Here is a 24,558-nt window from a genome sequence, read left to right on the forward strand (position 1 = left end):
TCAGCTTTTATGAATCTTTTACCTCATCTCTCACTCTTCAAACATCAAATTCTCAATTCCATTAAAAGGAAGATAAATAAAATGAAACATTTTATGAGCTATAACGTCATATTAAGGCGGCTAAAAATAAACTGCCAAGCCATTTTCCAAAGACTACCCATGGTCAAAATGGAAATAATCCTGTAAAATCCAAGACTAGGAACCAATTAACTTTCATATCATAATTTTCACTTACTTTAGCAATAATGGTACGTTTCAATAAATTGAAAGAGGAGTTTATCGAATGCTACGATCGCAACGAACGAAGAAAAAAAGGTTAAAGAAATGGGTCAAATACTCACTATTTTTCATTGTTTTGCTTTTAACGGCGACAGCGGCCGCAGGCGGCTATGCCTACTATAAAATTGCCAGTGCTTCAAATGAAGCACAGGTCAGCCTTTCAAGGGGAAAACAGTCTGTTAAACGGATTAAAGAGTTCAACCCTAAAAAAGATAACTTCTCCATTCTGATGATGGGGATTGACGCACGTCCGGGACAGAGCATGGATAAGGAACGAAGCGACGCAATGATCCTGGCTACGTTCAATCGAAAAGACAAATCGGTCAAGCTTTTGAGCATTCCAAGGGATTCATATGTGAATATCCCCGGACGCGGCTATGATAAAATCACCCATGCCCATTCGCTCGGCGGACGTGACCTGAGCGTAGAAACCGTCGAGAATCTGCTCGACATTCCTGTCGATTATGTCATTGATGGAAACTTTTCGGCTTTTGAAGAAGTCGTCGATGAGCTGGGCGGTGTTCCGGTCAACATTAAAAAGGAATATATCGTGAAGCAAATTACAAAAGATACAAAAGGGAAGGTTAATTTAAAAACCGGCGAACAGATGCTTAACGGCGAAGAAGCCTTGGCGTATGTCAGAACGAGAAAAGCCGACACCGATTTAATGCGTGGGCAGCGGCAGATGGAAGTGATCAAAGCGGTCATCAATAAATCCAAATCGCTGACATCAATTCCTGCATACGACGATATCCTGGATACAGTCGGGAAAAACGTCTCGATGAACCTGTCGCTGAATGATCTGATCGGACTGATTCCGTTCGTCTCATCGCTCGAATCAGTCGAGACTCTGCAGTTGAAAGGCAGCGATTATAAACCGGGGAAAGTTTACTATTATCAGCTTGATCAGGAAAGCCTTGCGGAAATCAAGCAAGAATTAAAACAGCAGCTGGACTATTGATTTAAAAAAGGATGATCACGCATCATCCTTTTTTCTGTTCTATATTTACTATTGAAAAAATTTAAATTTAGGTTTAGCCTTTTACATAATATATCATTCAGGGAATACTGCTGGGAGAGATAGTTGTTTTTCGCCTTTGAAAAACGGTAAACTGCTCCTATAGGAGGTTATATTTACATAATGAGATTAATTGCGATCGATTTAGACGGAACCCTTTTAAACACTGAAAGCAAAATTTCTGCTGAAAATCGGGCGGCTATTAAAAAGGCGCTCATCTCCGACTGCATTGTGACGATTTGTACAGGAAGAGCAACCTTTGATGTAAAAGCGCTTCTGAATGATTTGGATATTCCGATTATCGCCGCCAACGGAGGCACGGTTCATGATTTTAATTATAAACTGTTAAGCCGGACCTTAATGGATCGGGAGACCGGAAAAAAGGCGGCTCAATACTTAACAGACCAACATATTTATTTTGAAGTATATACGGATGATGCCCTCTTATCTCCTTTTGACGGCCGCCAGAAGCTTGAGGCCGAGCTTGATATTGCAGTAAGCGCCAATCCGAATGAAGACAGGGATACGCTTTGGCAGGGCGCACTGACTCAGTTCAAACAATTCGGCATTAAACCGGTTCCTGATATACGCGACGTTTTTAACGGAAGCGAAAATATTTATAAGCTGCTGTGCTTTTCATTTGATTTGGAGAAACTCAAAAAAGCGAAAGAAGACTTATCCGCTTATTCCAAACTCGGACTCACTTCTTCCGGAAAGCATATTATCGAAATTCTGCCTGATGAATCCGGCAAAGGCCATGCTTTAAGAAAACTGGCCAAGCACTATGGGATCGAGAAAAAAGACATCTACGCCATCGGCGACAGCCCGAACGATTTATCAATGTTTGAAGAAGCCGGCCACCGGATCGCGATGGGGAATGCAATCGATGAATTAAAACATATGAGCACATTCATCACGAAAAGCAATGATGAAAATGGTGTCGCTTATTTCATCAATAAACTGCTGGAAAATGAATATCACTAATGCAGAAAACCGCTTGAGACGACTCAAGCGGTTTTGGCTGCATATTTTACTGAATTCTGACGCTTCCGGCGTATTTATCTTTCCAATAAGCACTTGTCTCCATATCTGCTGTCGTCACACCGGAAGACAAGGTGACAAGAACGACCTGTCCGTTTCCGATGTAGATGGAGGGAATAAGGACAGTGGTTCCTTTAAAGAAAACGATGTCTCCCGGCTCGAGGTCTTGTTTTGTGATCCGCTCGCCTGCATTGTACTGTTTATCGGCATAACGGGGAAGCTCAACTCCCGCGGCCGTTTTGTACACATACTGGATGAATCCAGCTGTATCAAAACCATCCTGAGGCGTTGTTCCGCCTTTTTTGTAGTCAACTTCGCCAATATGCTTAATGGCTTCAGAAACAATTGGATTATCCGGCAAGGACAAACGATCAAAACGGCGGATGCCCGTAAATTTCTTTTGCCAGTATGAAGCAGACAAGTAAGAGATCGTCACTTTATTTGAACGGCTTGCATGAATAAACCGGCCGCCCCCGGCATAAATACCGTTATGGGAAATTCCCGGCTTATAGGTGTTGCTGAAAAACACAACATCTCCGGGCTGTATATCTTCCAGCTCCACTTTTCGGCCGACTGCCCATTGCTGTTCTGCCGATCTCGGCAAATACACGCCGAGCATCTCTCGAAAGACATATTGAGTCAGCCCTGAGCAATCAAAGCCAAGATCAGGAGAAGCACTTCCAAACTCATACGGAACCCCGATGTAATCGAGCGCTTTTTGAACAACGGGATCTTTTGAAACCGCCGGTTCTTTTGTTATTCTTTTTGCCTCGTCATAGCCGGAGCTCCAATAGGCGCTGCCTTCCAGCTTTGTTATTGAAACCCCGTTCGATTTTGTGCTGTGAATGATTTGATCATTCCCTAAGTAGATAGCGACATGGGTCGGGGCGTCTGATTCAAGGGCGGCGTTTTTAAAAAAGACAAGATCGCCCTGTTCGAGCTTGTTACGGCTCACGCTTGTCCCGAGATTCGATTGTTCTTTTACCGTTCTCGGAAGCGAAATGTCCAGCGACTGAAAGACATACTGTACAAAACCGGATGAATCAAATCCGGTTTTAGGCATTTCCCCGCCATAGCTGTATTTAACGCCTTCCAGCTCTTTTGCGGTTTCAGCAATATATTCACCAGTTGTATGGGCTTGTACAGTTTTTCCACCTGTCAAAAACGAAGAAATCCAAAACAACGCAACTCCAAATAGCAAAAACAACTTTTTGTTTGCCGTTTTTTTCTTCAATTGATCTGTTCCTCCTCTTCTTTTCTCTTTCATCGGCAGTGAATTGGGATATTTAAAGGGGCAGCTTTTTCAGCATGTCAAACGAATGATGAGAAGAAACGCGAGACACTTATGCTTTAGCTTTTGTGGACAAACTAAAAACGAAAAAATCATAACGAAGGGACTTGTTCTTAAGAAGGTCATATACATGTGGTGTTGTTCCATCCTGATTTAAAAAAAGGTGCTGCATGCGTTTTTTCCAAAAAAAAGAAGCCTGATCGCTTATTTAGCACTTGCCGCAATTTCTTCTTACTTTAAGTTCAGTTTTCATCCCTTAAAAAGAATACAATAAACATCGCCTATAACCAACCCCAAAACCGTACATATATCCTCCTGAATTTATGTAAAACTTTTTTCCCTGATTGGTTAAGGAATTTGTCGCACACCTGAGATTCCCGAAGGCTGGGTGAGACTTGGAGCACTGTCGCACGCAAAAAATCCCATCATCAAAAAAGAGAGTGCCTTGCACTCTCTTCTCCTGGCTACTGTTTGCTTCCTTCTGTGATATCTTGCTGATTTACCTTTTGAATCTCAGTTGAAATTTTTGTTTTTTCATCGTTTGTCAGTTCATCAGAGTATTTAAAAGCGGACATGAATGCCATGATCAGTACCAATCCTACAAACGGCCATATCGCTTTGACAAATTTCATTTTTTCGTCACTCCGTTTTCATTATTTTTCAGTTTGTCTGTATGATCGACTTCAAAAGTCAATTTTCCGTTTTCCTCTTTCCAATCGAGGTTTGTACCCTTTGTCAACTGGCGGAAAATCGATTTTCGCTGTAAGAAATCGTTCTTGCCTAAAGGTGTCGGCGTTGCTTCTCGGATATTGAGAGGCGTTACCTCAAAACGGCCTTTGCCATCGTTCATTAAATGGTACTGAACAAGCGCGCTGTCGCGTGTTCTTGTCCAGCCCTGATCAAATACGAAATTGCCCAGGCTGTAGAAAATGACAGTGTCTTTATACACTTCAATCGGTTCAAGAACATGGGGATGAGCGCCTAAAATAACGTCTGCTCCGGCATCGGCGATCGCTTTAGCCAAGTCCTTCTGCCTGTCATTCGGTTCATTGTCATATTCCTGTCCCCAGTGAACATGGACAATGACAAGGTCCGCTTTTTTCGATGCCTCTGCAATCATTGGAATAAAAATCTTCGGACTAAGCGGCAGCACTCCGCCTTTGTTCTTTTTGGCTGTAAAGTTTTTTGTATAGGTGTCTGTGAAACCAAGCGTTGCGATTTTTACGCCGTTCACATCCTGGTATGATACATGCTTCTTCGCATCGCTTAGATTTTTGCCGGCTCCCACAAGGTCCATATCCTCTTGTGAAAACTTATCAAGCGTATCCTTCAAACCGTTTTGTCCATAATCCATCGCATGGTTGTTGGCGAAATTCAGTACATTGAAATTCATCTTTTTTAATGTTTCTACAGATTCTTGATTGGTTTGCAGGTGAATGTTCTTGTCTGCCTGCTGATAGTCGCTTTCATTGGTTACGGGATTTTCAAAGTTTCCTGTTATAAAATCTGACACATTAAAATATGGTTTTACATTTTTGAAAACACTTTCCGGACCATGCAAGTTCGTTACTTTTTCTACATTTCTTCCCATCATGATATCTCCGACAAAGGTAGCCGTAAGCTTGGCATCCTCTTTTTCGGCCATTTGCGAAGGAGTTTTGGCGCTTCCAATCCAAGTAAAGACAAACATCAGACAAAAAATAGCGGGCAATACGATAAGCACGTGTTTATGTGTTTTCTTCTTCTCCTGCTTTGTCAGCTTCAGCAGTTTTTCCTGAAAGTTCAGTTGTTTTTTCATCTTTTTGACACACCTAACTTTAGATTAGATAGTAAGCATACATAATGGCGAATGTTGCTCCGCTTAGTAAAAGCGTGCTTCCCAGCGTAATAGTTAACCCCTGTCTTTGAATGGTATTTGCGATCAGACCTGGAACGATGATTCCGATTCCTCTGAATTCCGCAATTTCAAACGGCATCACCGGATATATAAAATCAAATCCGATTTTCAAAAGAATCCCGGTAATCAACATGGCTGCGAATTTTCTGCGTCCGTAAAGAATCATGATCTTTGAAAGTCCGTATTTGACGATGACGTATGTCAGAAGACTGACAAAGAGAACCAAAAGCATGAAGATCGGCTGATTAAACACGAGTCCTAAATAACCTGGTACGACAAGGCCCGCTGGTACAATTCCTGTTTTTTCTGCAAAAATTAAACTGAGTAAGACTCCTAATATGAGGGCGATATATAAATCTGATCCAAACATTGTGTATTCTTCCTCCTAGCTAACAAGCTGCTTAATCTTGTAATCTTGTATTTTTTCAATGAGAGGTTCCGCCGCACCGTGAATATTTCCGACTCCGTAAATGACGCGACCCTCCAGCTTATTTTTTAGCATGAACATAATTTCGTCTGTTGTTTTGTGCTCAAAATCAAACAGCTTGTCCGCAGGAATTTTGCCTGCTTCATACGCTTTGACGATCGGCTCTGTCGTTTCGCCAATCAGCACAAGTTCACTGGCTTCTATATAAGGAAGAACATCTTCCGCAAATTGCTGTGTTCTGTCTACCCTGTCGGCGCGGCAATTCATGATAATGATCGGCTGATCTGTAGGATAGCCCATTTCTTTCACGCGCTTCCATATGTTTAAAGTAGAAGATGCGTCATTGGCTGCAAAACCATTGACAAAGTGGCCGGGGTTTTTGGCATTCATCAGCGGCAGAACCCTCATCGCTCCTGGATCAGGCGGCGCATTCAGCATGCCTTTAAAGGCCGTTTCTTCATCAATTCCCAAAGCTTGTGCGACACCGAGAGCGAGCGACGCATTATCAGGAAACACCATGTATTCAAACTGGCGGAGATAGTCATCAGATATTTTAGAGTTGTCCGCGATCATGACTTTTGTGTTCCTTTCTTTTGCAACTTCTTTAAAGAATTCGGTATACTCACTATCAGTAATCACCAAGTGACCATTATAAGGAATTGTTGCCGTGAAAGCTTCTGCGATTTCATCCAAAGTCGGCCCCATCACATCCATGTGATCCTCAAGTACGTTGACGATCACGCCGATATTAGCCTGAAGCAATTCTTCCTGAAAGATGATTTGGTAATCAGGGTTGACAGCCATACATTCACTGACGATTGCATTGGCTCCTCTTTCCACCGTCTCTTTCATAACTTCCTTCTGCTCCCCGATGTTCGGCCCTTGAGGCTTTCTCTTAATCGGCTTTTCTTCCGGTGTGTCCCAATAGATCATCCTTGCATCAGTCCCGGTTGTTTTTCCCACTGTTTTGTAGCCTGCTTCCATTAATATTCCTGTTGTCAATCTTGTCACCGTGGACTTTCCGCGTATCCCGTTGATGTTCACTCGGACTGGCAGCGCATCGATGTTTTGCTGATGGCGCCTTTTTTCATAAATGCCGATCCCAACAACGACCGCACAGGCTAATAGCATTACCCACATTGTTTGTCTACATCTCCTTCTTGGAATCTGATATGTAAATTCATTCATCAGTATATAGGTTCAATATGAAATCACAATCGGCATTATGTAACAGAAGACGACTAAATTTTCCGTGACAAAGATCCCCTCGCTTACGTCACTATTTCCTATCCTTCCGTTGATAAATATGGAAATCGGTCATTCTTATATCCTACTAATTTTTTATAACATGTTTAAGAATGCGCTTTCAAAAATCAGCAAATCTGAATCTATACTTTTCTCCCTATTTTGATGAAAGGCTTAAAGATGATTCTCGGGTCCATCTTTATATGCCGCCCCTTCCTTTACAGATGGGAAAACAATAGGCTTCGCTGCCGCCTTTATCTATTTTCACTATTTTTCTACGGGTCAAAAAGTCATCAATCATCCCTGTTTAAAAAATAGACGTCCTATGATATTCAGACTATACACTAAAATCTTAAAATCTCTTTCTTTGCAGGTCGGGATTCTTTAACAAATCCAAACAATTCTTAAGCCGTTCGATTCACCTTATTTTTTTCGTTTTTAGGTTATAATCCTAGGATTTAAAAAGCCGTTAATTTTTTTCAACTATAATTCATCAAACTTTAACATTTTTAATTTTTCTCATTATTCATATTGTTAATTTATTCGACAAATTTATAATTGATCAGCACATTCTCGGGACATTTTGATTAAATGAATAGGTTTTTTTCTATTGAATAAGATAACGAATTGATTGAGACGGTTTCTGCCGGAATTACTCTTCTTGTATTCCTGGACTGTTTTACAATGATGAACGCTCTTCAATTTCCCCAAATATAAGCCGCTTCTTTCTATCAAATAAAGGCGTGTACACATGACAAAAAAAATTCGCGATACAGCATTTTTTTCATTGTTATTTGATATAGATCGTGATAATCTTTATGTAAACGGTTACACAAGGAAGGAGAAAGACCTCGGTGGCTACGATTAAAGACGTCGCACTTGCTGCAAAAGTATCCGTTGCTACGGTATCCCGTGTTTTAAACGAGACGGGATATGTCCATGAGGATACGAAAACCCGTGTGATGAAAGCGATGGAAGAATTGAATTACCGCCCGAATGAGGTAGCCAGGTCTCTCTATAAAAGAGAATCCAGACTGATCGGACTGCTGCTTCCCGACATTACAAACCCATTTTTCCCTCAATTGGCCAGGGGGGTTGAAGATGAAATCCACCGAAACGGATTCAGGCTGATATTCGGAAACAGCGATGAAAATCTGGAGAAAGAACTGGATTACCTGCAGACATTTAAGCAAAATCATGTCGTCGGTGTGATCTCGGCTACGAATTATCCTGATGCATCAAACTACAAAGACTTGTCGATGCCGATCGTCTTTCTTGACCGAACTGGAGAAAATGCCCCCTCCGTGTTTGCGGACAGCAAGCAAGGCGGCCGGATCGCTGCTTCGGAAATCATCCGAAGAAACGCCTCACGCATCACCCTGATCAAAGGGCCGGGCCACTTGCAGACTGCAAAAGACCGCTTTAACGGAGCGCTTGAGGTTTTAAGCGGAGCAGACGTTGATTTTCATGTCATGAAAACCGAAACATTTTCTTTTCAAGAAGCACAAAAGCGGGCGGCTGACTTATTTTCCATCTATCCTGAGACAGATGGTATCATTGCAAGCAATGACATTGTGGCAACTGCCGTTTTGCATGAAGCGCTAAAGCGGAAGATCAAAGTTCCCGACGACCTGCAGATCATCGGTTTTGACGATATTCCGCAAAGCGAATTGCTTTTCCCTCCCTTATCGACAATCAGACAGCCGGCATATCAAATGGGAATAGAAGCCGCAAAATTGCTGTTAAGATTAATGAAAGATGAATATATTGAACAATCGGCTGTACAAATGCCGGTCGCTTTTATTGAAAGACAAACGACTCGAAAGGCGGATGACAATGAGTAAAATATGCGTGATTGGCAGCTCTTCAATGGATTTAGTCGTAACATCGAAAAAACGACCGAAAGCCGGAGAAACGGTGCTTGGAGATTCATTTAAAACCGTTCCCGGCGGAAAAGGAGCTAACCAGGCTGTGGCTGCCGCCAGACTCGGTGCTGAAGTTTGTATGATCGGATGTGTAGGTGATGACCATTACGGAAAAGACATTCTCGATAATTTCATAGCCAATGGCGTTTTGACAGACTATGTGGAACCGGTTACAGGTCAAGAAAGCGGTACCGCTCATATCGTACTCGCCGAGGGAGACAACAGCATTATCGTCGTCAAAGGCGCAAATGATCATGTCACACCTGAATATGTTCAACAAGCACAGCCTGCATTAAAAGAGGCAGATATCGTTCTGATTCAGCAAGAAATTCCAGAGGAAACCGTTGATTATGTAAGCGGGCTGTGCAAGACTCTCGGCATTCCCCTCCTGCTCAACCCGGCTCCCGCCCGGCCGCTTCGCCGCGAAACAATTGAAAACGCGGCCTATATCACGCCGAATGAACACGAAGCGTCCATTCTCTTCAAAGGACTTTCTCAGGAAGAGGCATTACAGCGCTACCCCGGAAAACTGTTTATTACAGAAGGCAAGAACGGGGTCCGTTATCACAATGGACATGAAGAAAAGCTCATCCCTGCATTTCCCGTGGAGGCGATCGATACAACAGGAGCCGGGGACACCTTTAATGCCGGATTTGCCATCGCCCTATCTGAAGGAAAAGACATTGAATCCGCCCTGCGCTTTGCAAACCGGGCAGCTTCCTTGTCAGTGTTAAAATTCGGCGCACAAGGCGGCATGCCAAAAAGAGAAGAAGTGGAGCGTGAACTGTTATGAAAAAACACGGCATATTAAACAGCCATATTGCAAAACTGCTGGCCGACCTCGGACATACCGATATCATCGTCATCGCGGACGCCGGTTTGCCTGTGCCTCCCGGCGTTCCTAAAATAGACCTTGCTCTGAAACTTGGAACGCCAAGCTTTAAAGAAGTGACACGGCTTGTCGCTGAAGAGATGGCTGTGGAAAAAGTAACCGCTGCCAAAGAAATTGAAACCGCCAATCCGGTGCAGGCCGATTTTTTAAAAGAGCGGTTTTCTGACCAGCCGATTGAATATATCTCACATGAAGCATTTAAAAAGGCAACAAATCGAGCAAAAGCAGTGATTCGCACAGGTGAAGCAACACCTTATGCAAACTGCATCTTGCACGCAGGAGTGATCTTTTAGATGTTCTTATCCTTACATCTGGAAAGAAGGGGTAGCCAATGCATATTGAAATGAAAGGTATTTATAAGGCATTTGGTCAAAACCAGGTTTTGTCGGGTGTATCCTTCGAACTTCAGGAAGGTGAAATCCATGCCTTAATGGGAGAAAACGGTGCAGGTAAATCAACCTTAATGAATCTGTTAACAGGGCTTCATAAACTAGACAGCGGGACAATCAAGATCGACGGAATGGAAACGTATTTCACCGATCCGAAACAAGCTGAGCAAAACGGCATCGCCTTCATTCACCAAGAGCTGAACATTTGGCCCGAAATGACCGTATTGGAAAATTTATTTATCGGACGTGAGCTGTCTTCTAAACTTGGCTTTTTAAATAGCAAAAAAATGAAAGCGCTAGCAAAAGAACAGCTTGATAAACTGGGAGTCTCAATTTCTCTTGAAAAAGAAGCCGGACTCTGTTCCGTCGGCCAGCAGCAAATGATAGAAATCGCCAAAGCGCTCATGACAAACGCAAAAGTGATCATTATGGATGAGCCGACAGCTGCGTTGACGGAAAGAGAAATCAAAAAGCTGTTTGAAGTCATCGCATCATTAAAGAAAAATGGTGTCTCCGTCGTCTACATTTCCCACCGCATGGAAGAAATTTTTACGATTTGCGACCGGATTACAGTCATGCGGGACGGAAAAACGGTGGATACAAAGGAAATACCCGATACCGATTTTAATGAAGTCGTGAAAAAGATGGTCGGCCGGGAGCTGACCGAACGCTATCCTGAAAGGAATCCAAACCCGGGAGAAGTTGTCCTCGAAGTCAAGCATGCATCTAAAAAAGGCGTCTTCCAAAATATCAGTTTCAGTGTACGCGCCGGTGAAATCGTCGGGATATCTGGACTGATGGGTTCAGGACGGACAGAAATGATGAGAGCCATTTTCGGCCTTGATCCGCTTGATTCAGGAGACATTTTGATTAACGGCAAAAAAACCGCGATCAAAAAGCCGGGCGACGCCGTTCAAAAAGGACTCGGTTTTATCACCGAAAACCGGAAAGACGAAGGGCTCGTACTTGATGCATCCATAAGGGACAACATTGCCCTGCCTAACCTCGCCAGTTTTTCTCCGAAGGGATGGATCGATCGTAAAAGCGAGCAGGAATTCGTTGACCTCATGATCAAACGGCTGACGATCAAAGCGGATTCACGAGAAATCCATGTGCGCAACCTTTCAGGAGGAAACCAGCAAAAGGTGGTCATCGCCAAATGGATCGGCATCGGTCCGAAGGTGCTCATTTTGGATGAGCCGACACGAGGCGTCGATGTCGGTGCAAAAAGGGAAATTTATCAGTTGATGAATGAGCTGACAGACCGCGGCGTCGCCATCTTAATGGTCTCTTCAGAACTTCCCGAGATTCTCGGAATGAGCGACCGTGTGCTCGTGGTGCATGAAGGGACGCTCAGCGGTGAATTATCAAGAAAAGACGCGACTCAAGAACGGATTATGACACTCGCTACAGGAGGGCGGTAACATGAATCATCAATCGGCTAAAGATATTGGAAAAAGCCTTAATGTCGACTCTGTTTTGCAAAAGCTCGGCCCGTTTCTCGGCCTGATTATTCTCGTTGTCATCGTATCAATATTAAATCCGAGCTTTTTAGAACCATTAAATATTTTAAACCTGCTAAGACAAGTCGCTATCAACGGACTGATCGCATTCGGCATGACCTTTGTCATTCTGACCGGCGGGATCGACCTATCCGTCGGTGCGATTCTCGCATTATCAAGCGCTTTAATCGCGGGAATGACCGTCGGGGGCATCGATCCTATTTTCGCCATCATCATCGGCTGCCTGATCGGAGCCGTGCTTGGAATGGTAAACGGACTCTTGACCACAAAAGGTAAAATGGCTCCATTTATCGCAACACTGGCCACAATGACCATTTTCCGCGGGCTGACGATGGTCTATACAGACGGAAATCCGATTACAGGGCTCGGCAATCATTACGGCTTTCAGCTTTTCGGCCGCGGATACTTTTTAGGCATTCCCGTCCCTGCCATCACCATGGCGGCAGCCTTTATCATTCTTTGGGTGATTCTTCATAAAACACCCTTCGGACGCCGCACATATGCGATCGGAGGAAACGAAAAAGCAGCGATGATTTCAGGAATTAAAGTGTCCCGGGTCAAGATTATGATTTATTCCCTTGCCGGCCTTTTATCCGCTTTGGCAGGAGCCATTTTGACATCGCGCCTGAACTCAGCCCAGCCGACGGCGGGCACCTCCTATGAACTTGACGCCATCGCCGCTGTCGTTTTAGGCGGAACAAGCCTTGCCGGAGGAAGGGGCCGGATTGCCGGCACACTGATCGGCGTACTGATTATCGGAACATTAAACAACGGTTTGAACCTGCTTGGCGTCTCTTCCTTTTTCCAAATGGTCGTCAAAGGTATTGTCATACTGATCGCAGTCTTGCTCGACCGCAAGAAATCCGCATAAGGAGGGCTATATTGATGAAAAAAGTACTAACGGCTCTTACAGCATTGATGCTTCTGTTTCTGTCAGCCTGTTCATTGGAGCCGCCGGAATGGGCAAAGCCCAAAAAAGAAAAAGGCACAGATATTAAAATCGGCTTATCCGTCTCAACTCTGAAAAACCCGTTCTTCGTTTCTTTAAAAAACGGTGTCATCAATGAAGCGAAAAAACAGGGCATCGAAGTGATCGTCGTTGATGCACAGGACGATTCAGCCAAACAGACGAACGATGTAGAAGACCTTCTTCAGCAAGGCGTGGACGCTCTATTAATCAATCCGACGGATTCCTCGGCGATTTCTACGGCAGTTCAATCCGCCAACTCGCTCGGTATTCCGGTCGTTACCCTTGACCGCTCCGCTGAAGATGGAAAGGTGGAAACGCTTGTCGCTTCAGATAATGTAAAAGGCGGACAAATGGCAGCCGATTATATCGTGAAACAGCTCGGGGAAGGCGCAAAAGTTGCTGAACTGGAAGGTGTACCCGGAGCGTCGGCGACGCGGGAACGCGGCTCAGGCTTTCATAAAACAGCTGATCAAAAGCTGAATGTCATTGCAAAGCAAACGGCAGACTTTGACCGAACAAAGGGATTAAACGTCATGGAAAACCTTCTGCAAGGAAACCCGGATATTCAGGCCGTGTTCGCTCATAATGACGAAATGGCCCTCGGTGCGATTGAAGCGATCAGAAGCTCCGGAAAAGACATCCTTGTCGTCGGATTTGACGGAAATGAAGATGCGGTCAAATCCGTTAAAGCGGGAGATATGGCGGCCACGATCGCCCAGCAGCCGGAATTAATCGGAAAGCTCGCAGTCCAGGCGGCGAGGGACATTCTAAACGGCGAAAAGATAGACAAAACCATCCCGGCGCCGCTGAAGCTGAAGGCGAAAAAATAAACAGAGCGAATCAGACCTCTTGGTGAAAGGAGGTCTGATTTTCATGTGCGAACAGCTTTTCAACAGTCTCCATAAACGCATTTGCAGCCAGGCTTAAATAGCAGTATTCTGAATAAGCAAACACAAGGGTCCGGGTTGGTTCTGGTTCTAACGGGACATAGCCGATCTTTGCGGATGCTTCTCTGATGACCATCTGAGGCACGATCGTTACACCCATACCGTATTCAACAAGCGACTGAGCGGTTTCGATGCTGCTTGTTTTGAATGTTTCCTTCGGCTTAAATCCCGCTTTTGCACACAAATCAAGCACCGTCCTGCGGAATCCGTATCCTTCTTTTAATAAAATAAAGGGAACATCTTCGGCCGCCTTTAATGGAACGGCCGTTTTTTCCGTTTCTTTGCGAACGGAGTAAATAAATGATTGCATTTGTTCAGTCATCCAGCTTTGCTTCTCAAATGGAATGGCCAAAAACAGCGGCTCTGTCAATATTGGAACGGTGGCCAGCCGTTCATTGTCGATGGGCAGCGGCAAAATCGACAGATCGATCTCACCGTTTTCTGTCATTTGCTCTAATACCGCAGGCGATTCTTCTATCAACTGGATGTGCACGTTCGGATACTTCTCCAAAAACGTTTTTAACAGCGGCGGAAGGAGATATCCACCCGTCACTGCTGGAATGCCGATCGATAGCTCTGTCCCCATTTCCTGAAGCTGATCCTGCATTTCGCGCAGCAGATCATCCCTTGCCCGCAATATCTCTTGGGCTCTTCGAATAAATCGTTTTCCTTGGGGAGTCGGAGACACGCCACCCCTTTTCCGGTAAAACAGAGGAAAGCCGAGCTCGTTCTCTAATTTTTTGATTTGCTGGCTCAGCGAGGGCTGAGCGATATGAAGGCTGTCAGCCGCTTTTGTAAAACTGCCTTTGTTATAGATTTCAGCTGTATATTCAAAAAGCCTCATGTCCATGTTCCTCACCTCCATAGTTTCAGACTATCATTTTCATATATTTTATATCTTAGACTTATATATGTCGATTTCGTTACCATGAAACCATAACCGTAAAGGGAGGATGCTATTCATGAAAACGAGCGCTCAGAAGCAATTTTCGAAAAACCCTGACCAATATCGGGATGAACCGTTATTTTCAGCGGGAAAGGACCTTGAAGCAATGGTCAACAGTGTGTCTCTTAAAGGAGATGAAGCCCTGCTTGATGTCGGAACAGGAGCGGGACATACGGCCCTTGCTTTTTCACCCCTTGTGAAGCATTGTACAGGGCTCGATATTACCGAAGAAATGGTGAAGACCGCTGCCCTTTTTGCCAAAGAAAAAAACGCCGGCCATGTGCGATTTCTTCAGGGGAATGCTGAAAAGCTGGATTTTGATGATGCTTCTTTTGATATCGTCACATGCCGTTTTGCAGCGCACCATTTCTCTGACGTCCGCCGGGCAATGACCGAAATCGCCCGCGTTTTGAAACCAGGCGGAAGCTTTATCCTGGTGGATCACTATGCACCTGAAGACAAGTCCCTCGATCAGTTTATCAATCGGCTCAATCAAATGAGAGATCCGTCACATGTACGGGAATATGCTCTTGCCGAATGGAACAGCTTGTTTGAAGAAAACGGGCTGGACTACATCGAAAAGCAGAAGTGGAACATCCCTATTGAATATGAAAACTGGATTCGCCGCGGAGCCGTCCCGGAAGAAAGAAAATCGAAAATGATCGCTCATTTGGCGGAAGCATCCCGGGCATGCCGTGATGAGTTTGAAATTGTTCACGGCGAAAACGGCCATCCGCTCTCTTTCAAACTGAAAGGGATATTGATTTCAGGGAGAAAACGCTGACCGACGAAAAAAGCCCTCTTACTGGAGAGGGCTTTTTTTCATTCCGGATTTCCTTCTGTAGCTTCAATTCCAGCCACAAGATCATGGCTGCTTAAGTCCGCTTTTAAGAAATCCTTCGTATTCGGCAGTCTAAGGTTCATGTTCAGTTTTTGGGAAATCTGAACCGTACATTCTTCAATTTCATAATCAAATACATGGCCGCCGGCATTGCGCTCTTCGTCAATAAAATGAAGATGAAAGCCCGATACGGCGATGCCGTGGGCATATTGCGGCGTCCAGAAGCCGACGATTGTCCCTTTGATGTCGTTAAAATCAAAGATCGGCTGGGATTTCACCGCTTCAACCATTGGCTCGTACGGCTTTTCTTGCAATTCAACCGTTCTCGTTTTTACTTTTTTAAAGACTCCGTCCAGACGGATCGCATAAAACAAGTTTTCGCTCGGCATGATCAGGTTCATCTCTTTTTCAAACGCTTCAAGGGTCATCCGCTGTTTGATCTCATGGTAGACATCCGGACGGAAGAACGTCAGCGAGCAAAATGGAGAACAGTCGCTTTCTTGAACAGGATAGGCTTTTCCATCTGAACGGAGGCGGTAAAACTCACCGTCAAATCCGATCAGTTCCCCGTCCAGCTGATTAAACGTGCCGATCCCGAAATCGCCGTGCTCCTTTGCTTCCGACATGTAAAAATCACCGTCATAAATGCCGTCCAGCAAGGAAACCATTGTTGAAACCTGATAGACTTGGTCGAGATTTTTATCGACCGGTTGAATGACTTTTTGCTTGCTTATACTTTTCATTTTCCTCTTTTCACTCCCTTGATTGATTTATGATGACTGGACATGCTGTGATCAAGATTGATTAGAGGTTTGCTTTTTTATTTGTTCCTCAAATGCTTTTGGAAAACACTGGTCAGCCAAATGAACATTGTCGCTGTAATCAACCGGAATATCAATGACAACAGGCCCCTCTGCATCAAGACCTTTTTGAAGCACATCTGCGAGCTCATCAGGAGAATTGACCCTCAGACCTTTTGCACCAAAGCTTTCAGCGTATTTTACAATATCTATTCCGCCAAAATCGACTCCGGACGTCCGGTTGTATTTCATTTCCTGCTGGAACCCCACCATATCATATGTGCTGTCATTCCAGACAAGATGAACGATCGGCGCTTTCAATCTGACCGCTGTTTCCAGCTCCATCGCTGAGAACAGGAAGCCGCCGTCGCCAGAAACAGACACGACTTTTTGCCCCGGATTGACAAGGGTTGCAGCAATCGCCCAAGGCAGAGCAACGCCAAGCGTCTGCATACCGTTTGAAATCAGCAGTCCGAGCGGACGGTAGCAGCGGAAATATCTCGACATCCAAATGGCATGGGAGCCGATGTCACATGTGACAGTGATATCATCGCTCACTAAATTGCGCAAATCCTGAATGATTTGCAGCGGATGAACGAGATCCGCTTTGTTCTCTTTTGGAGGCTCGCTTTGTTCCTTCAGTGCTTTCTGTAATTGCTGAAGCAACGTTACGAACGATTTGTCAATTGAAACCGGCAGAGAATCATGTTCAATATGATCCAGCGTTGTCGCAATATCACCGACAAGCTCAATGTCAGGCTGATAGTCATGATCAATGTCAGCTTGAATTTCATCCAGGTGAATAATGCTTCGCTCACCTTTTCCATTCCACAATACCGGATCGTATTCAATCGGATCATAACCGATCGTCAGTACGACATCGGCTTTTTCCAAGAGAATATCTCCGGGCTGATTGTGGAATAAGCCGATTCGTCCGAAGTATTGGTCTTCTAAATCATGTGAAAGCGTTCCAGACGCCTGATATGTTTCAACAAACGGCAGCTTCACTTTTCTCAGCAATCGGCGTACCGCCTCCACTGCTTCAGGTCTTCCGCCTTTCATGCCGACAAGTACGACGGGAAGGTTTGCATTGTGGATTTTCGCGATTGCCGCGCTGATTTGTTTATCTGGAGCCGCACCCATTTTCGGCGCCGGCATGGTTCCCACCGGTTTGGCGGTTGCCGGACCTGATGTCACGTCCTGCGGAAAGCTGAGAAAGGCTGCGCCGGCCTGTCCAGAAGCCGCCGCTCTGAACGCATTGGTCATGGCTTCAGGAATATTATTAGCATCCTCTACCTCTGCGCTGTATTTTGTAATCGGCTGAAACAACGCCGCGTTATCCATCGACTGATGAGTTTTCTTGAGACGATCCGCTCTTTTTACAGCACCCGCTAGGGCAACAACCGGATCTCCTTCTGTATTGGCTGTTACAAGACCGGTAGCTAAATTAGACGCTCCCGGACCTGAAGTCACCAGGCAAACACCGGGCTTTCCAGTCAATCGTCCGACTGCCGCCGCCATAAATGCTGCATTCTGCTCGTGCCGGCAAACGATCAATTCAGGCCCCTTGTCTTTCAACACGTCATATACCGCATCGATTTTTGCTCCCGGAATACCGAAAACATGAGTGACACCTTGCTGAATGAGACTGTCCACCACAAGCTCTGCTCCTCTTACCGTAAGAGTTTCATTTTTAGCGGCTACATTATTCAAAGCCCCTCACTCCTTCATTTTCATTCGTTTACAATGAATTTTTAATAAATTTATTGTATTATTAAATATACATCTTGTGGAAATTGTTTTCCAATACTTCTTTGTCTTACAATTAATATGTAAAACGACTGAAATCGCATTCAGAAAGGAATGAGTGAATAATGGAGCTGCGCCACCTTCGTTACTTTATGGTTGTAGCCGAAGAGCTGCATTTCGGAAAGGCAGCTCTTCGGCTGCAAATGACCCAGCCTCCGCTCAGCCAGCAAATTAAACAGCTTGAAAATGAAATTGGCGTTACCTTGCTGAAGAGATCAAAAAGAGCCGTCAGACTGACGGCGGCAGGCGGTGTTTTTTTAAAACAGATCAAGGAAGGCCTTTCCCAGATTGACCAGGCGGTCGACATGGCCCAGCGTACAGCCAGAGGTGAGCTGGGCAGGCTCGTGATCGGCTTTGTCGGCTCTGCGACATTTGAGATCATGCCTCCCATCATCAGGGAATACCGAAACCAGTTTCCTTCGGTCAAAATTGAGCTGAGGGAGCTTTCAACTCCAAATCAAGTTAAAGCTTTATTAAACGGACATATCGACATCGGTGTACTGCACCCCCCGCTGGGAAACGATGAGCTGATAACAAATACAGTGAAGAAAAGCCATTGCGTACTCGCGCTTCCAAAACAACATCCGCTGACCAAAAAAACCCGGGTTGATTTGTTAGATCTTGAAGAAGAATCACTGATCGTCATTGCCAAAGAATCCTGGCCCTCCTTATACACCGAATTCAACTTTTTGTGTGAAAAGGCCGGATTCATCCCAAACATCGCCCAAGAAGCTACCGAATACCAGATGGTGATCGGTTTGGTGTCGGCCGGAATGGGGATCGCGGTCGTTCCGACGGCGGCCAAACGGCTATTTAATTTGGACGTTGTATACAAAGAAATCGAAGATCTGCCGCTTCGTGCTGAATGGGTCACTGCCTATAGAAAAGACAACCGAAATCCGGCTTTGAGACATTTTATAGATGTTTCGAACCACCGTTCAAATTAATAGACTGGTAGAAAACAAGAAAATCCCTCTTGACTCAACGAATGGTCGAGGGGGATTTTTGTTTGATTATTGATACATTTTCACGCGTTCTGAAAGATGAAAAAACCGGGGTTCTCCCGGTCACATTCCAATAGCGGCCCAGTCGCTTCAAGGATCGGTTCCCCCAAACTGGATGATTGCCGCATGCCTCATCAAAGGCACTCCCTCCTCTTTCCAGCAAGCTGTGCCCTGCAAGAGAAGCGAGATCATGCGGGCTGACAGGCCAAACCCCTTTTGATCTTTTGACATATCGTGGCTTGTATTCCTTGATGCTAGCGAAAGCCCTCATAACTTTTGTCATTAAGATTAATAAAGGAGATAAAATCATTCATATCGAAATTAAAGTTATGATACAATTTACAAAACGTTATTTTAAAACCAGAATTCATTTCGTTTTAAATCATAAGTAAGAGATTTCTACAGTGTGAAAGGAAGGTACCATTTATGAGCCTTGATTACCATATGCCAAATTTAATTCTTGATGAGACAGATAAAAAAATTCTTTCCATATTACATGAGGAAGGAAGAATTTCCTATACGGATTTAGGGAAGCGTGTGGGCCTCTCAAGAGTTGCCGTTCAGACAAGAATCAACAACTTGATCGAGGAAGGGATCATTGAGAGGTTCACAGCTGTTATCAACCCTGTAAAGGTGGGCATTCATGTATCAGTCTTTTTTAATGTTGAAGTCGAGCCTCAATATTTAGAGTCTGTCGCCGCCGCCTTGGAAAAAGAACCTGCTGTCACAAGCCTCTATCATATGACAGGTCCGAGCAAACTCCATATGCATGGAATCTTTGCCAATGATCAAGAAATGGAAGAATTTTTGACTAAGCGGCTCTATCCTTTGAAAGGAGTCGTCAGCGTTGACTGCCAGATGCTGATCAAGCGCTATAAAAGCCGCATGGGAATGAAGCTTTAAAACAGGAGGAGAAACTCATATGAAGCATCCTTATCGGGAACTGATCATCGCTATGGTGAGAACCGGTATATTGGGGTTTGGAGGAGGGCCTTCCGTCATTCCGCTGATCCGGCATGAAGCCGTCGCGACATTTAAATGGATAGATGATGATGAATTCGGAGAAATATATGCGATCGCCAACGCGCTCCCCGGACCGATTGCAACGAAAATGTCGGCTTATTTGGGGCACAAAGTAAAAGGCGTCCCAGGAGCGGTCGTCGCAACAGCAGCGCATATCATGCCGACCTGCATCGCCATGGCCGTCTTGTTTGCGGCCGTCAATGTGCTCAGCCATTCAAAAGTCGTAAGCGGAATGATCGGCGCGGTCACCCCTGTCATCGCCGTCATGCTCGGGATTATGGCTTATGAATTTGGTCAAAAAGCATTGAAGGGATTTGGCGTGTTTACAGGCGTCCTTTTCTTCATTCTTGCGTTCTTGGGCCTTCAGGTGTTTTCCATACACCCCGGCATCATTGTCGTGATTTTTTTAGCGTACGGCACATTCCACTTTAAGCTAAAAAGAAATTCGGAGCAGGAAAAGGATAAAGGAGTGTCCGCTCCATGATCCTATTATATTTGTTTTGGGCTTTCTTTATTGCCAATCTATTGGGCTACGGCGGCGGTCCCGCTTCGATTCCCCTCAATTTTGAAGAGGTTGTTCAGCACTTTCATTGGCTTTCAAAAGACGAATTTTCAAACATGCTCGCGCTTGCGAACGCCTTGCCCGGCCCGATCGCCACGAAAATTGCCGCTTTCGTCGGCTACAGTGTCCTTGGATGGCCTGGTGTCATCATCGCTCTCATCGCCACCGTCTTGCCTTCGGCTATCGCGCTGATTTTGCTGCTTAAACTGATCCGCCGCTTTCGCCAGTCGCCCGTTATCAAAGGCATGACACTGTCCGTTCAGCCCGTGATTGCCGTGATGATGCTTTTGCTGACATGGGAAATCGGCGGTGATGCGGTTCATTCTATCGGTCTGATCCAATCGATGGTGATTGCCCTGATATCATTAGCCGCATTGACGAAATTTCGCGTTCATCCCGCATTTCTCATTGCAGCGGCATTCGCTTACGGCGGACTGGTCATGCCGCTGCTTTAAAGAAGCGGACTGAGAGGCGGAGGCTGTCAAATATGAAGCGGGACAACCTGCCGTCTTCCTATCGAGTGATATTCGACTCCCGCTTCTGCAGCTTCCGTTAACTCAAAGCAGTTTCTCCCGTCAAAAACAACCGGTTCATCCATCAGCGTTTTGTAAGAATCTAGAGGGAAGGTTTTAATCATTTCCCAATCTGTTAAAATCATCACTGCATCTGCACCTTTTATCGCATCTTCAATCGTCTCTGCATATTGAACAGAGCTTGGCAAAACCTGTTTTGCATGTTTTATCGCAGCCGGATCAAATGCTTGAATGGAAGCGCCCATCTCAACTAATTTTTCGGCGATGTTGATGGAGGGCGCTTCCCTCATATCGTCTGTATTCGGTTTAAAGGCAAGGCCCAGCAGGGAGATCGTCTTGCCTTTTAATCCGCCAAGACGATCGGCCGCTTTTTGAACCAAAAGATTCTGCTGCTCATTATTCACTTTAATCACAGATTTAAGCAGCTCAAAATTATGCTCTACATGTCCGGCAATCTGGACGAGCGCATTTGTATCCTTCGGAAAACAAGAGCCTCCGTATCCGATCCCCGCTTTTAAAAACTGATGGCCGATTCTTTTGTCCTGACCCATTCCATATGCAACAGATTCAATATCGGCACCGATTTTCTCGCAAATATTTGATATTTCATTTATAAAACTGATTTTCGTGGCAAGAAATGCATTTGATGCATATTTGATCATTTCTGCGCTTCTTATATCCGTTTTAAAAACAGGGATGCGCAAGGGCTGAAAAACCTGTTCGAGTGCATCAGCCGTTTTGTCGTCATCAGCCCCGATCACGATGCGGTCGCCGTGGAATGCATCATAAATGGCAGACCCCTCACGCAAAAATTCGGGATTGGATGCTGCCGTTATCCGTATTCCTTCCTTTAAATGCCGTTTGATGATCGCGGAAATCAGATCGCTTGTGCCGACAGGAACAGTGCTTTTTGTCACCACAAGACAATCGCGCTGCACATGGCGTCCGATCATTTCCGCCGCCCCTTCAATAAAGCGGAGGTCGGACTGGCCGTTTTCTTTTTGCGGAGTCCCGACTGCAATGAATATCATCTCCGCATTTGCCAAGCCTTTATCAAATCTTGTTTCAAATGCCAGCCTTCGGCGGGTGAGATTTTTTTGGACCATCTCTTCAAGGCCGGGCTCATAAATCGGCGATATCCCTCCCCTCAACAACGCAATCTTTTTTTCATCGATATCAAGGCATGTGACATGATGGCCGATTTCCGCAAGGCATACCCCCGTCACAAGGCCGACATAACCGGTGCCGACAATCGAAATATTCATGCAGCTCCTCCTCTGACTGAATAATGCCGGCTTTGCGGAGCAAGGCGAGAGATCTTTTACAGCAGACCCAGCAGCTTTTTCTTTCTGACTGGAAGCGGCGGTTCTTTATGAATCCCCCGATTTTTCAAGAGAAGCCCGGCATTTTCTATAAACATACTCAAGAAGTCGCGGCCATATTCGTTTTCTACAGCATCAAAAAAGAAGGAACGTGTGGTGAGATTGTGGGCATCTGATGCGATAAAATGGACGAGGTTTGCTTCGATAAAACGGCGGGCCGCACTTTTGACGCTCCTCCCAAAGCGTCCGGCCAGACTTGAGCATGTTAGCTGTACACATGCGCCGTTTATGACCAGCCGATATAAAATGCCCGGGTTTTCCATGATTTCTATGTTTCGCTCGGGATGGGCAATAATCGGGATATATCCGTTTAACTGAAGATCAAACAGCAGCTTTTCCGCATAGCGCGGAACATGGTGGTAAGGAAGCTCTATCAGGACATACTTTGTATCAGCGAGACTGAGCAGCTTTCCGCGGCCAAGGTCGTCCTTCAATCCGCCATATAAACGGATTTCCTGACCTTGTGTGATGCTTAGCGGGATATTTTCTTGCTCTAGTCTGGCTTTTAATGTTGTGACGGCTGCGAGGATTGTCTCTTTTTGATTCATATATACGCCATTTTGATGGTGAGGTGTGGCGATAATGGTATGAATCCCTTGCCCAACGGCTTGTTTAGCCATTTCTACACTGTCATTCACACTCTTTGCTCCGTCATCAAGATCCGCAAGAATGTGGCAATGAATATCGATCATAACCGAACCTCCTTAAAACGACTGATCTTTTCCGATGAAGCTATTTAAATGCTCAGCCTGTCCTTTTTTCGGTTTGGTGTATAATATATTTCCTAATACGGATAGCTCCAGCTCCTTTTCAATGTCCTCTTCGTTTTTCACTGTGTTTTTCAAAAGTTCAAGAAGAAAAGCGAGCCCCGCCCCAAACAGCAGGCCGAATGCCGTAAAACCGGCAATATTAAACGTTTTGTTCGGACTGACCGGAGCCGGTGCATCATCCGGCATGGCTTTTGCCACGACACTGACTTCAGCGATCCCGCCCATGATGCTTTCAATGTCTCTCGCAAAAACGGAAACGACGGTATTCGCGATATTCATCGCCTTGGAATAATCTTTGTCAGTCGCGGAAATACTGACAATCTGCGACTCGTTTTCGCTGACAACCGTTATTTTTTTCTTCAGCTCTTCAGCCGTTTCCTGAAGGCTGAGTTCTTCTTTCACTTCATTCAAAATGATCGGGCTTTTCATGATCACGTTATACGTGTTGATCAGTTCAAGGTTGGTCTGAATGTCGGTAAAGTTTGAGGTTTGACGGCCGTTGATGAGGATTTGAGCAGATGCCTGATAAACTGGTGTAAGGATAAAAAAGTTGACGGTGGCGCTGGATAAAGCTGCCGTTATCGTCATCAGAGCAATGAGAATGAATCTTTTCTTTAAAACGAGGAACACATCTTTAAAGCCGATTTTATCTCCCATAAAAGCCCCCTCAAGATTTGCGGATTTATTTAAATTTTCAGCAAATTATACAACTACTTTGATTATACATATGATGATTTGCCTTTGGGAAAAAATTTCCTGACAAATAGCGGGAGATTCCGGGAAATCTGAGTTTTTATATGGTGTTACATATCGACTTTTGCAGGATTCAGTACTTTTTTGCTGAACGAAAAAAGCCGCAAAACACAGTTTGCAGCTTTTTACGTTGTATATCCATTTTTAATATGAAGAATTAGATCTTCAAGAAGTTCTTTTGTCGTAATGTCTTTCGACTTTTCACCAATGTCATAAGCGTGCATAAGAATTTTCAAAAATTCTTCCTGGTTCAATCCCTTGTCATCCATATCCTTTTCCTTTCAGCTTCCA

26 protein-coding genes are annotated in these 24,558 nt (G+C 44.9%); 13 read left to right on the top strand and 13 right to left on the bottom strand.

Annotation, left to right across the window (positions count from 1 at the left end; translation table 11 throughout):
* The first annotated feature begins 283 nt into the window (after window positions 1-283).
* Both RBH91_RS19990 and RBH91_RS19995 read left to right on the top strand, forming a co-directional pair.
* Entirely contained in the window at window positions 284-1,240 is a 957-nt protein-coding gene (locus tag RBH91_RS19990; RefSeq protein WP_307892679.1) for an LCP family protein, read from the top strand.
* A gap of 180 nt (window positions 1,241-1,420) precedes the next feature.
* Window positions 1,421-2,281 (top strand): Cof-type HAD-IIB family hydrolase, encoded by an 861-nt coding sequence (locus tag RBH91_RS19995; protein ID WP_307892680.1) that lies wholly within the window; start codon window positions 1,421-1,423, stop codon window positions 2,279-2,281.
* 46 nt (window positions 2,282-2,327) lie between these two features.
* On the opposite strand, the gene RBH91_RS20000 is transcribed toward RBH91_RS19995, so the two are convergent.
* The 5 genes from RBH91_RS20000 to pgsB form a co-directional block, all read right to left on the bottom strand.
* Entirely contained in the window at window positions 2,328-3,605 is a 1,278-nt protein-coding gene (locus RBH91_RS20000; RefSeq protein WP_404802456.1) for a C40 family peptidase, read from the bottom strand.
* Between the two features lie 488 nt (window positions 3,606-4,093).
* Complete coding sequence (locus RBH91_RS20005) at window positions 4,094-4,261, bottom strand: hypothetical protein (RefSeq protein ID WP_094777279.1); 168 nt, start codon at window positions 4,259-4,261, stop codon at window positions 4,094-4,096.
* On the bottom strand, window positions 4,258-5,427 hold the full coding sequence (locus tag RBH91_RS20010; RefSeq protein WP_307892682.1) for a CapA family protein: 1,170 nt from the start codon (window positions 5,425-5,427) through the stop codon (window positions 4,258-4,260). The genes RBH91_RS20005 and RBH91_RS20010 overlap by 4 nt, the downstream gene beginning before the upstream one ends.
* Window positions 5,428-5,446: 19 nt before the next feature.
* Window positions 5,447-5,896 (bottom strand): poly-gamma-glutamate biosynthesis protein PgsC, encoded by a 450-nt coding sequence (gene pgsC, locus RBH91_RS20015; RefSeq protein ID WP_076759068.1) that lies wholly within the window; start codon window positions 5,894-5,896, stop codon window positions 5,447-5,449.
* Window positions 5,897-5,911: 15 nt separating this feature from the next.
* Entirely contained in the window at window positions 5,912-7,093 is a 1,182-nt protein-coding gene (pgsB, locus tag RBH91_RS20020; RefSeq protein ID WP_307892683.1) for a poly-gamma-glutamate synthase PgsB, read from the bottom strand.
* Between the two features lie 959 nt (window positions 7,094-8,052).
* Between pgsB and RBH91_RS20025 the strand changes: the two genes are divergently transcribed.
* From RBH91_RS20025 to rbsB, 6 genes are read left to right on the top strand one after another with little or no spacing between them, the layout of a single operon-like run.
* The gene (locus tag RBH91_RS20025) at window positions 8,053-9,042 is read left to right on the top strand and encodes a LacI family DNA-binding transcriptional regulator (RefSeq protein WP_307892684.1); all 990 of its coding nucleotides are present in this window, start codon (window positions 8,053-8,055) and stop codon (window positions 9,040-9,042) included.
* On the top strand, window positions 9,035-9,916 hold the full coding sequence (gene rbsK, locus RBH91_RS20030) for a ribokinase (protein ID WP_307892685.1): 882 nt from the start codon (window positions 9,035-9,037) through the stop codon (window positions 9,914-9,916). Before RBH91_RS20025 ends, rbsK begins: the two co-directional genes overlap by 8 nt.
* Window positions 9,913-10,308 carry a D-ribose pyranase gene (gene rbsD, locus RBH91_RS20035; RefSeq protein WP_307892686.1) on the top strand — a complete coding sequence of 132 codons (396 nt, stop codon included), beginning with the start codon at window positions 9,913-9,915 and terminating at the stop codon, window positions 10,306-10,308. The genes rbsK and rbsD overlap by 4 nt, the downstream gene beginning before the upstream one ends.
* A 38-nt stretch (window positions 10,309-10,346) precedes the next feature.
* Window positions 10,347-11,828, top strand: coding sequence for a sugar ABC transporter ATP-binding protein (locus RBH91_RS20040; RefSeq protein WP_307892687.1), 1,482 nt, complete (start codon window positions 10,347-10,349; stop codon window positions 11,826-11,828).
* Between the two features lies 1 nt (window position 11,829).
* A complete protein-coding gene (rbsC, locus tag RBH91_RS20045; RefSeq protein WP_307892688.1) occupies window positions 11,830-12,798 on the top strand; it encodes a ribose ABC transporter permease RbsC in 969 nt (322 codons plus the stop codon).
* Window positions 12,799-12,812: 14 nt separating this feature from the next.
* Window positions 12,813-13,727 (top strand): ribose ABC transporter substrate-binding protein RbsB, encoded by a 915-nt coding sequence (rbsB, locus tag RBH91_RS20050; RefSeq protein WP_307892689.1) that lies wholly within the window; start codon window positions 12,813-12,815, stop codon window positions 13,725-13,727.
* A gap of 10 nt (window positions 13,728-13,737) precedes the next feature.
* On the opposite strand, the gene RBH91_RS20055 is transcribed toward rbsB, so the two are convergent.
* A complete protein-coding gene (locus tag RBH91_RS20055) occupies window positions 13,738-14,694 on the bottom strand; it encodes a LysR family transcriptional regulator (protein ID WP_076759088.1) in 957 nt (318 codons plus the stop codon).
* A gap of 112 nt (window positions 14,695-14,806) precedes the next feature.
* Here RBH91_RS20055 and RBH91_RS20060 point away from each other — a divergent pair, with 112 nt between their 5' ends.
* Window positions 14,807-15,574: a class I SAM-dependent methyltransferase gene (locus tag RBH91_RS20060; RefSeq protein WP_307892690.1), complete on the top strand. Its 768-nt coding sequence runs from the start codon at window positions 14,807-14,809 to the stop codon at window positions 15,572-15,574.
* Between the two features lie 38 nt (window positions 15,575-15,612).
* Here the strand turns inward: RBH91_RS20060 and budA are convergent, their stop codons facing one another.
* Complete coding sequence (budA, locus tag RBH91_RS20065; RefSeq protein ID WP_076759095.1) at window positions 15,613-16,374, bottom strand: acetolactate decarboxylase; 762 nt, start codon at window positions 16,372-16,374, stop codon at window positions 15,613-15,615.
* 51 nt (window positions 16,375-16,425) lie between these two features.
* Window positions 16,426-18,144 carry an acetolactate synthase AlsS gene (alsS, locus tag RBH91_RS20070; protein WP_307892691.1) on the bottom strand — a complete coding sequence of 573 codons (1,719 nt, stop codon included), beginning with the start codon at window positions 18,142-18,144 and terminating at the stop codon, window positions 16,426-16,428.
* Window positions 18,145-18,305: 161 nt separating this feature from the next.
* Here alsS and alsR point away from each other — a divergent pair, with 161 nt between their 5' ends.
* Window positions 18,306-19,187 carry an acetoin biosynthesis transcriptional regulator AlsR gene (gene alsR / locus RBH91_RS20075; protein WP_307892692.1) on the top strand — a complete coding sequence of 294 codons (882 nt, stop codon included), beginning with the start codon at window positions 18,306-18,308 and terminating at the stop codon, window positions 19,185-19,187.
* A 147-nt stretch (window positions 19,188-19,334) separates the two neighbouring features.
* Here the strand turns inward: alsR and RBH91_RS20080 are convergent, their stop codons facing one another.
* Window positions 19,335-19,475, bottom strand: a complete 141-nt coding sequence (locus RBH91_RS20080; protein WP_307892693.1) for a hypothetical protein — start codon at window positions 19,473-19,475, stop codon at window positions 19,335-19,337.
* A gap of 195 nt (window positions 19,476-19,670) precedes the next feature.
* Between RBH91_RS20080 and RBH91_RS20085 the strand changes: the two genes are divergently transcribed.
* The 3 genes from RBH91_RS20085 to RBH91_RS20095 are packed head-to-tail and all read left to right on the top strand — an operon-like array spanning window position 19,671 to window position 21,284.
* The gene (locus RBH91_RS20085; protein WP_076759106.1) at window positions 19,671-20,147 is read left to right on the top strand and encodes a chromate efflux transcriptional regulator ChrS; all 477 of its coding nucleotides are present in this window, start codon (window positions 19,671-19,673) and stop codon (window positions 20,145-20,147) included.
* A 19-nt stretch (window positions 20,148-20,166) separates the two neighbouring features.
* Complete coding sequence (locus RBH91_RS20090; protein WP_307892694.1) at window positions 20,167-20,751, top strand: chromate efflux transporter ChrB; 585 nt, start codon at window positions 20,167-20,169, stop codon at window positions 20,749-20,751.
* Window positions 20,748-21,284, top strand: a complete 537-nt coding sequence (locus tag RBH91_RS20095) for a chromate efflux transporter ChrA (RefSeq protein ID WP_307892695.1) — start codon at window positions 20,748-20,750, stop codon at window positions 21,282-21,284. The genes RBH91_RS20090 and RBH91_RS20095 overlap by 4 nt, the downstream gene beginning before the upstream one ends.
* Before the next feature lie 26 nt (window positions 21,285-21,310).
* On the opposite strand, the gene RBH91_RS20100 is transcribed toward RBH91_RS20095, so the two are convergent.
* The 4 genes from RBH91_RS20100 to RBH91_RS20115 form a co-directional block, all read right to left on the bottom strand.
* Window positions 21,311-22,627, bottom strand: coding sequence for a UDP-glucose dehydrogenase family protein (locus RBH91_RS20100; RefSeq protein ID WP_307892696.1), 1,317 nt, complete (start codon window positions 22,625-22,627; stop codon window positions 21,311-21,313).
* A gap of 56 nt (window positions 22,628-22,683) precedes the next feature.
* Window positions 22,684-23,436, bottom strand: coding sequence for a tyrosine-protein phosphatase (locus RBH91_RS20105; RefSeq protein ID WP_307892697.1), 753 nt, complete (start codon window positions 23,434-23,436; stop codon window positions 22,684-22,686).
* A gap of 12 nt (window positions 23,437-23,448) precedes the next feature.
* Window positions 23,449-24,171 carry a YveK family protein gene (locus tag RBH91_RS20110; protein ID WP_307892698.1) on the bottom strand — a complete coding sequence of 241 codons (723 nt, stop codon included), beginning with the start codon at window positions 24,169-24,171 and terminating at the stop codon, window positions 23,449-23,451.
* 221 nt (window positions 24,172-24,392) lie between these two features.
* Window positions 24,393-24,536: a YwzD family small protein gene (locus RBH91_RS20115; protein WP_094777281.1), complete on the bottom strand. Its 144-nt coding sequence runs from the start codon at window positions 24,534-24,536 to the stop codon at window positions 24,393-24,395.
* Between the last annotated feature and the right edge of the window lie 22 nt (window positions 24,537-24,558).

Origin of the sequence: Bacillus swezeyi (assembly GCF_030908325.1) — a bacterium.
Taxonomy (GTDB): Bacteria; Bacillota; Bacilli; order Bacillales; family Bacillaceae; genus Bacillus; species Bacillus swezeyi.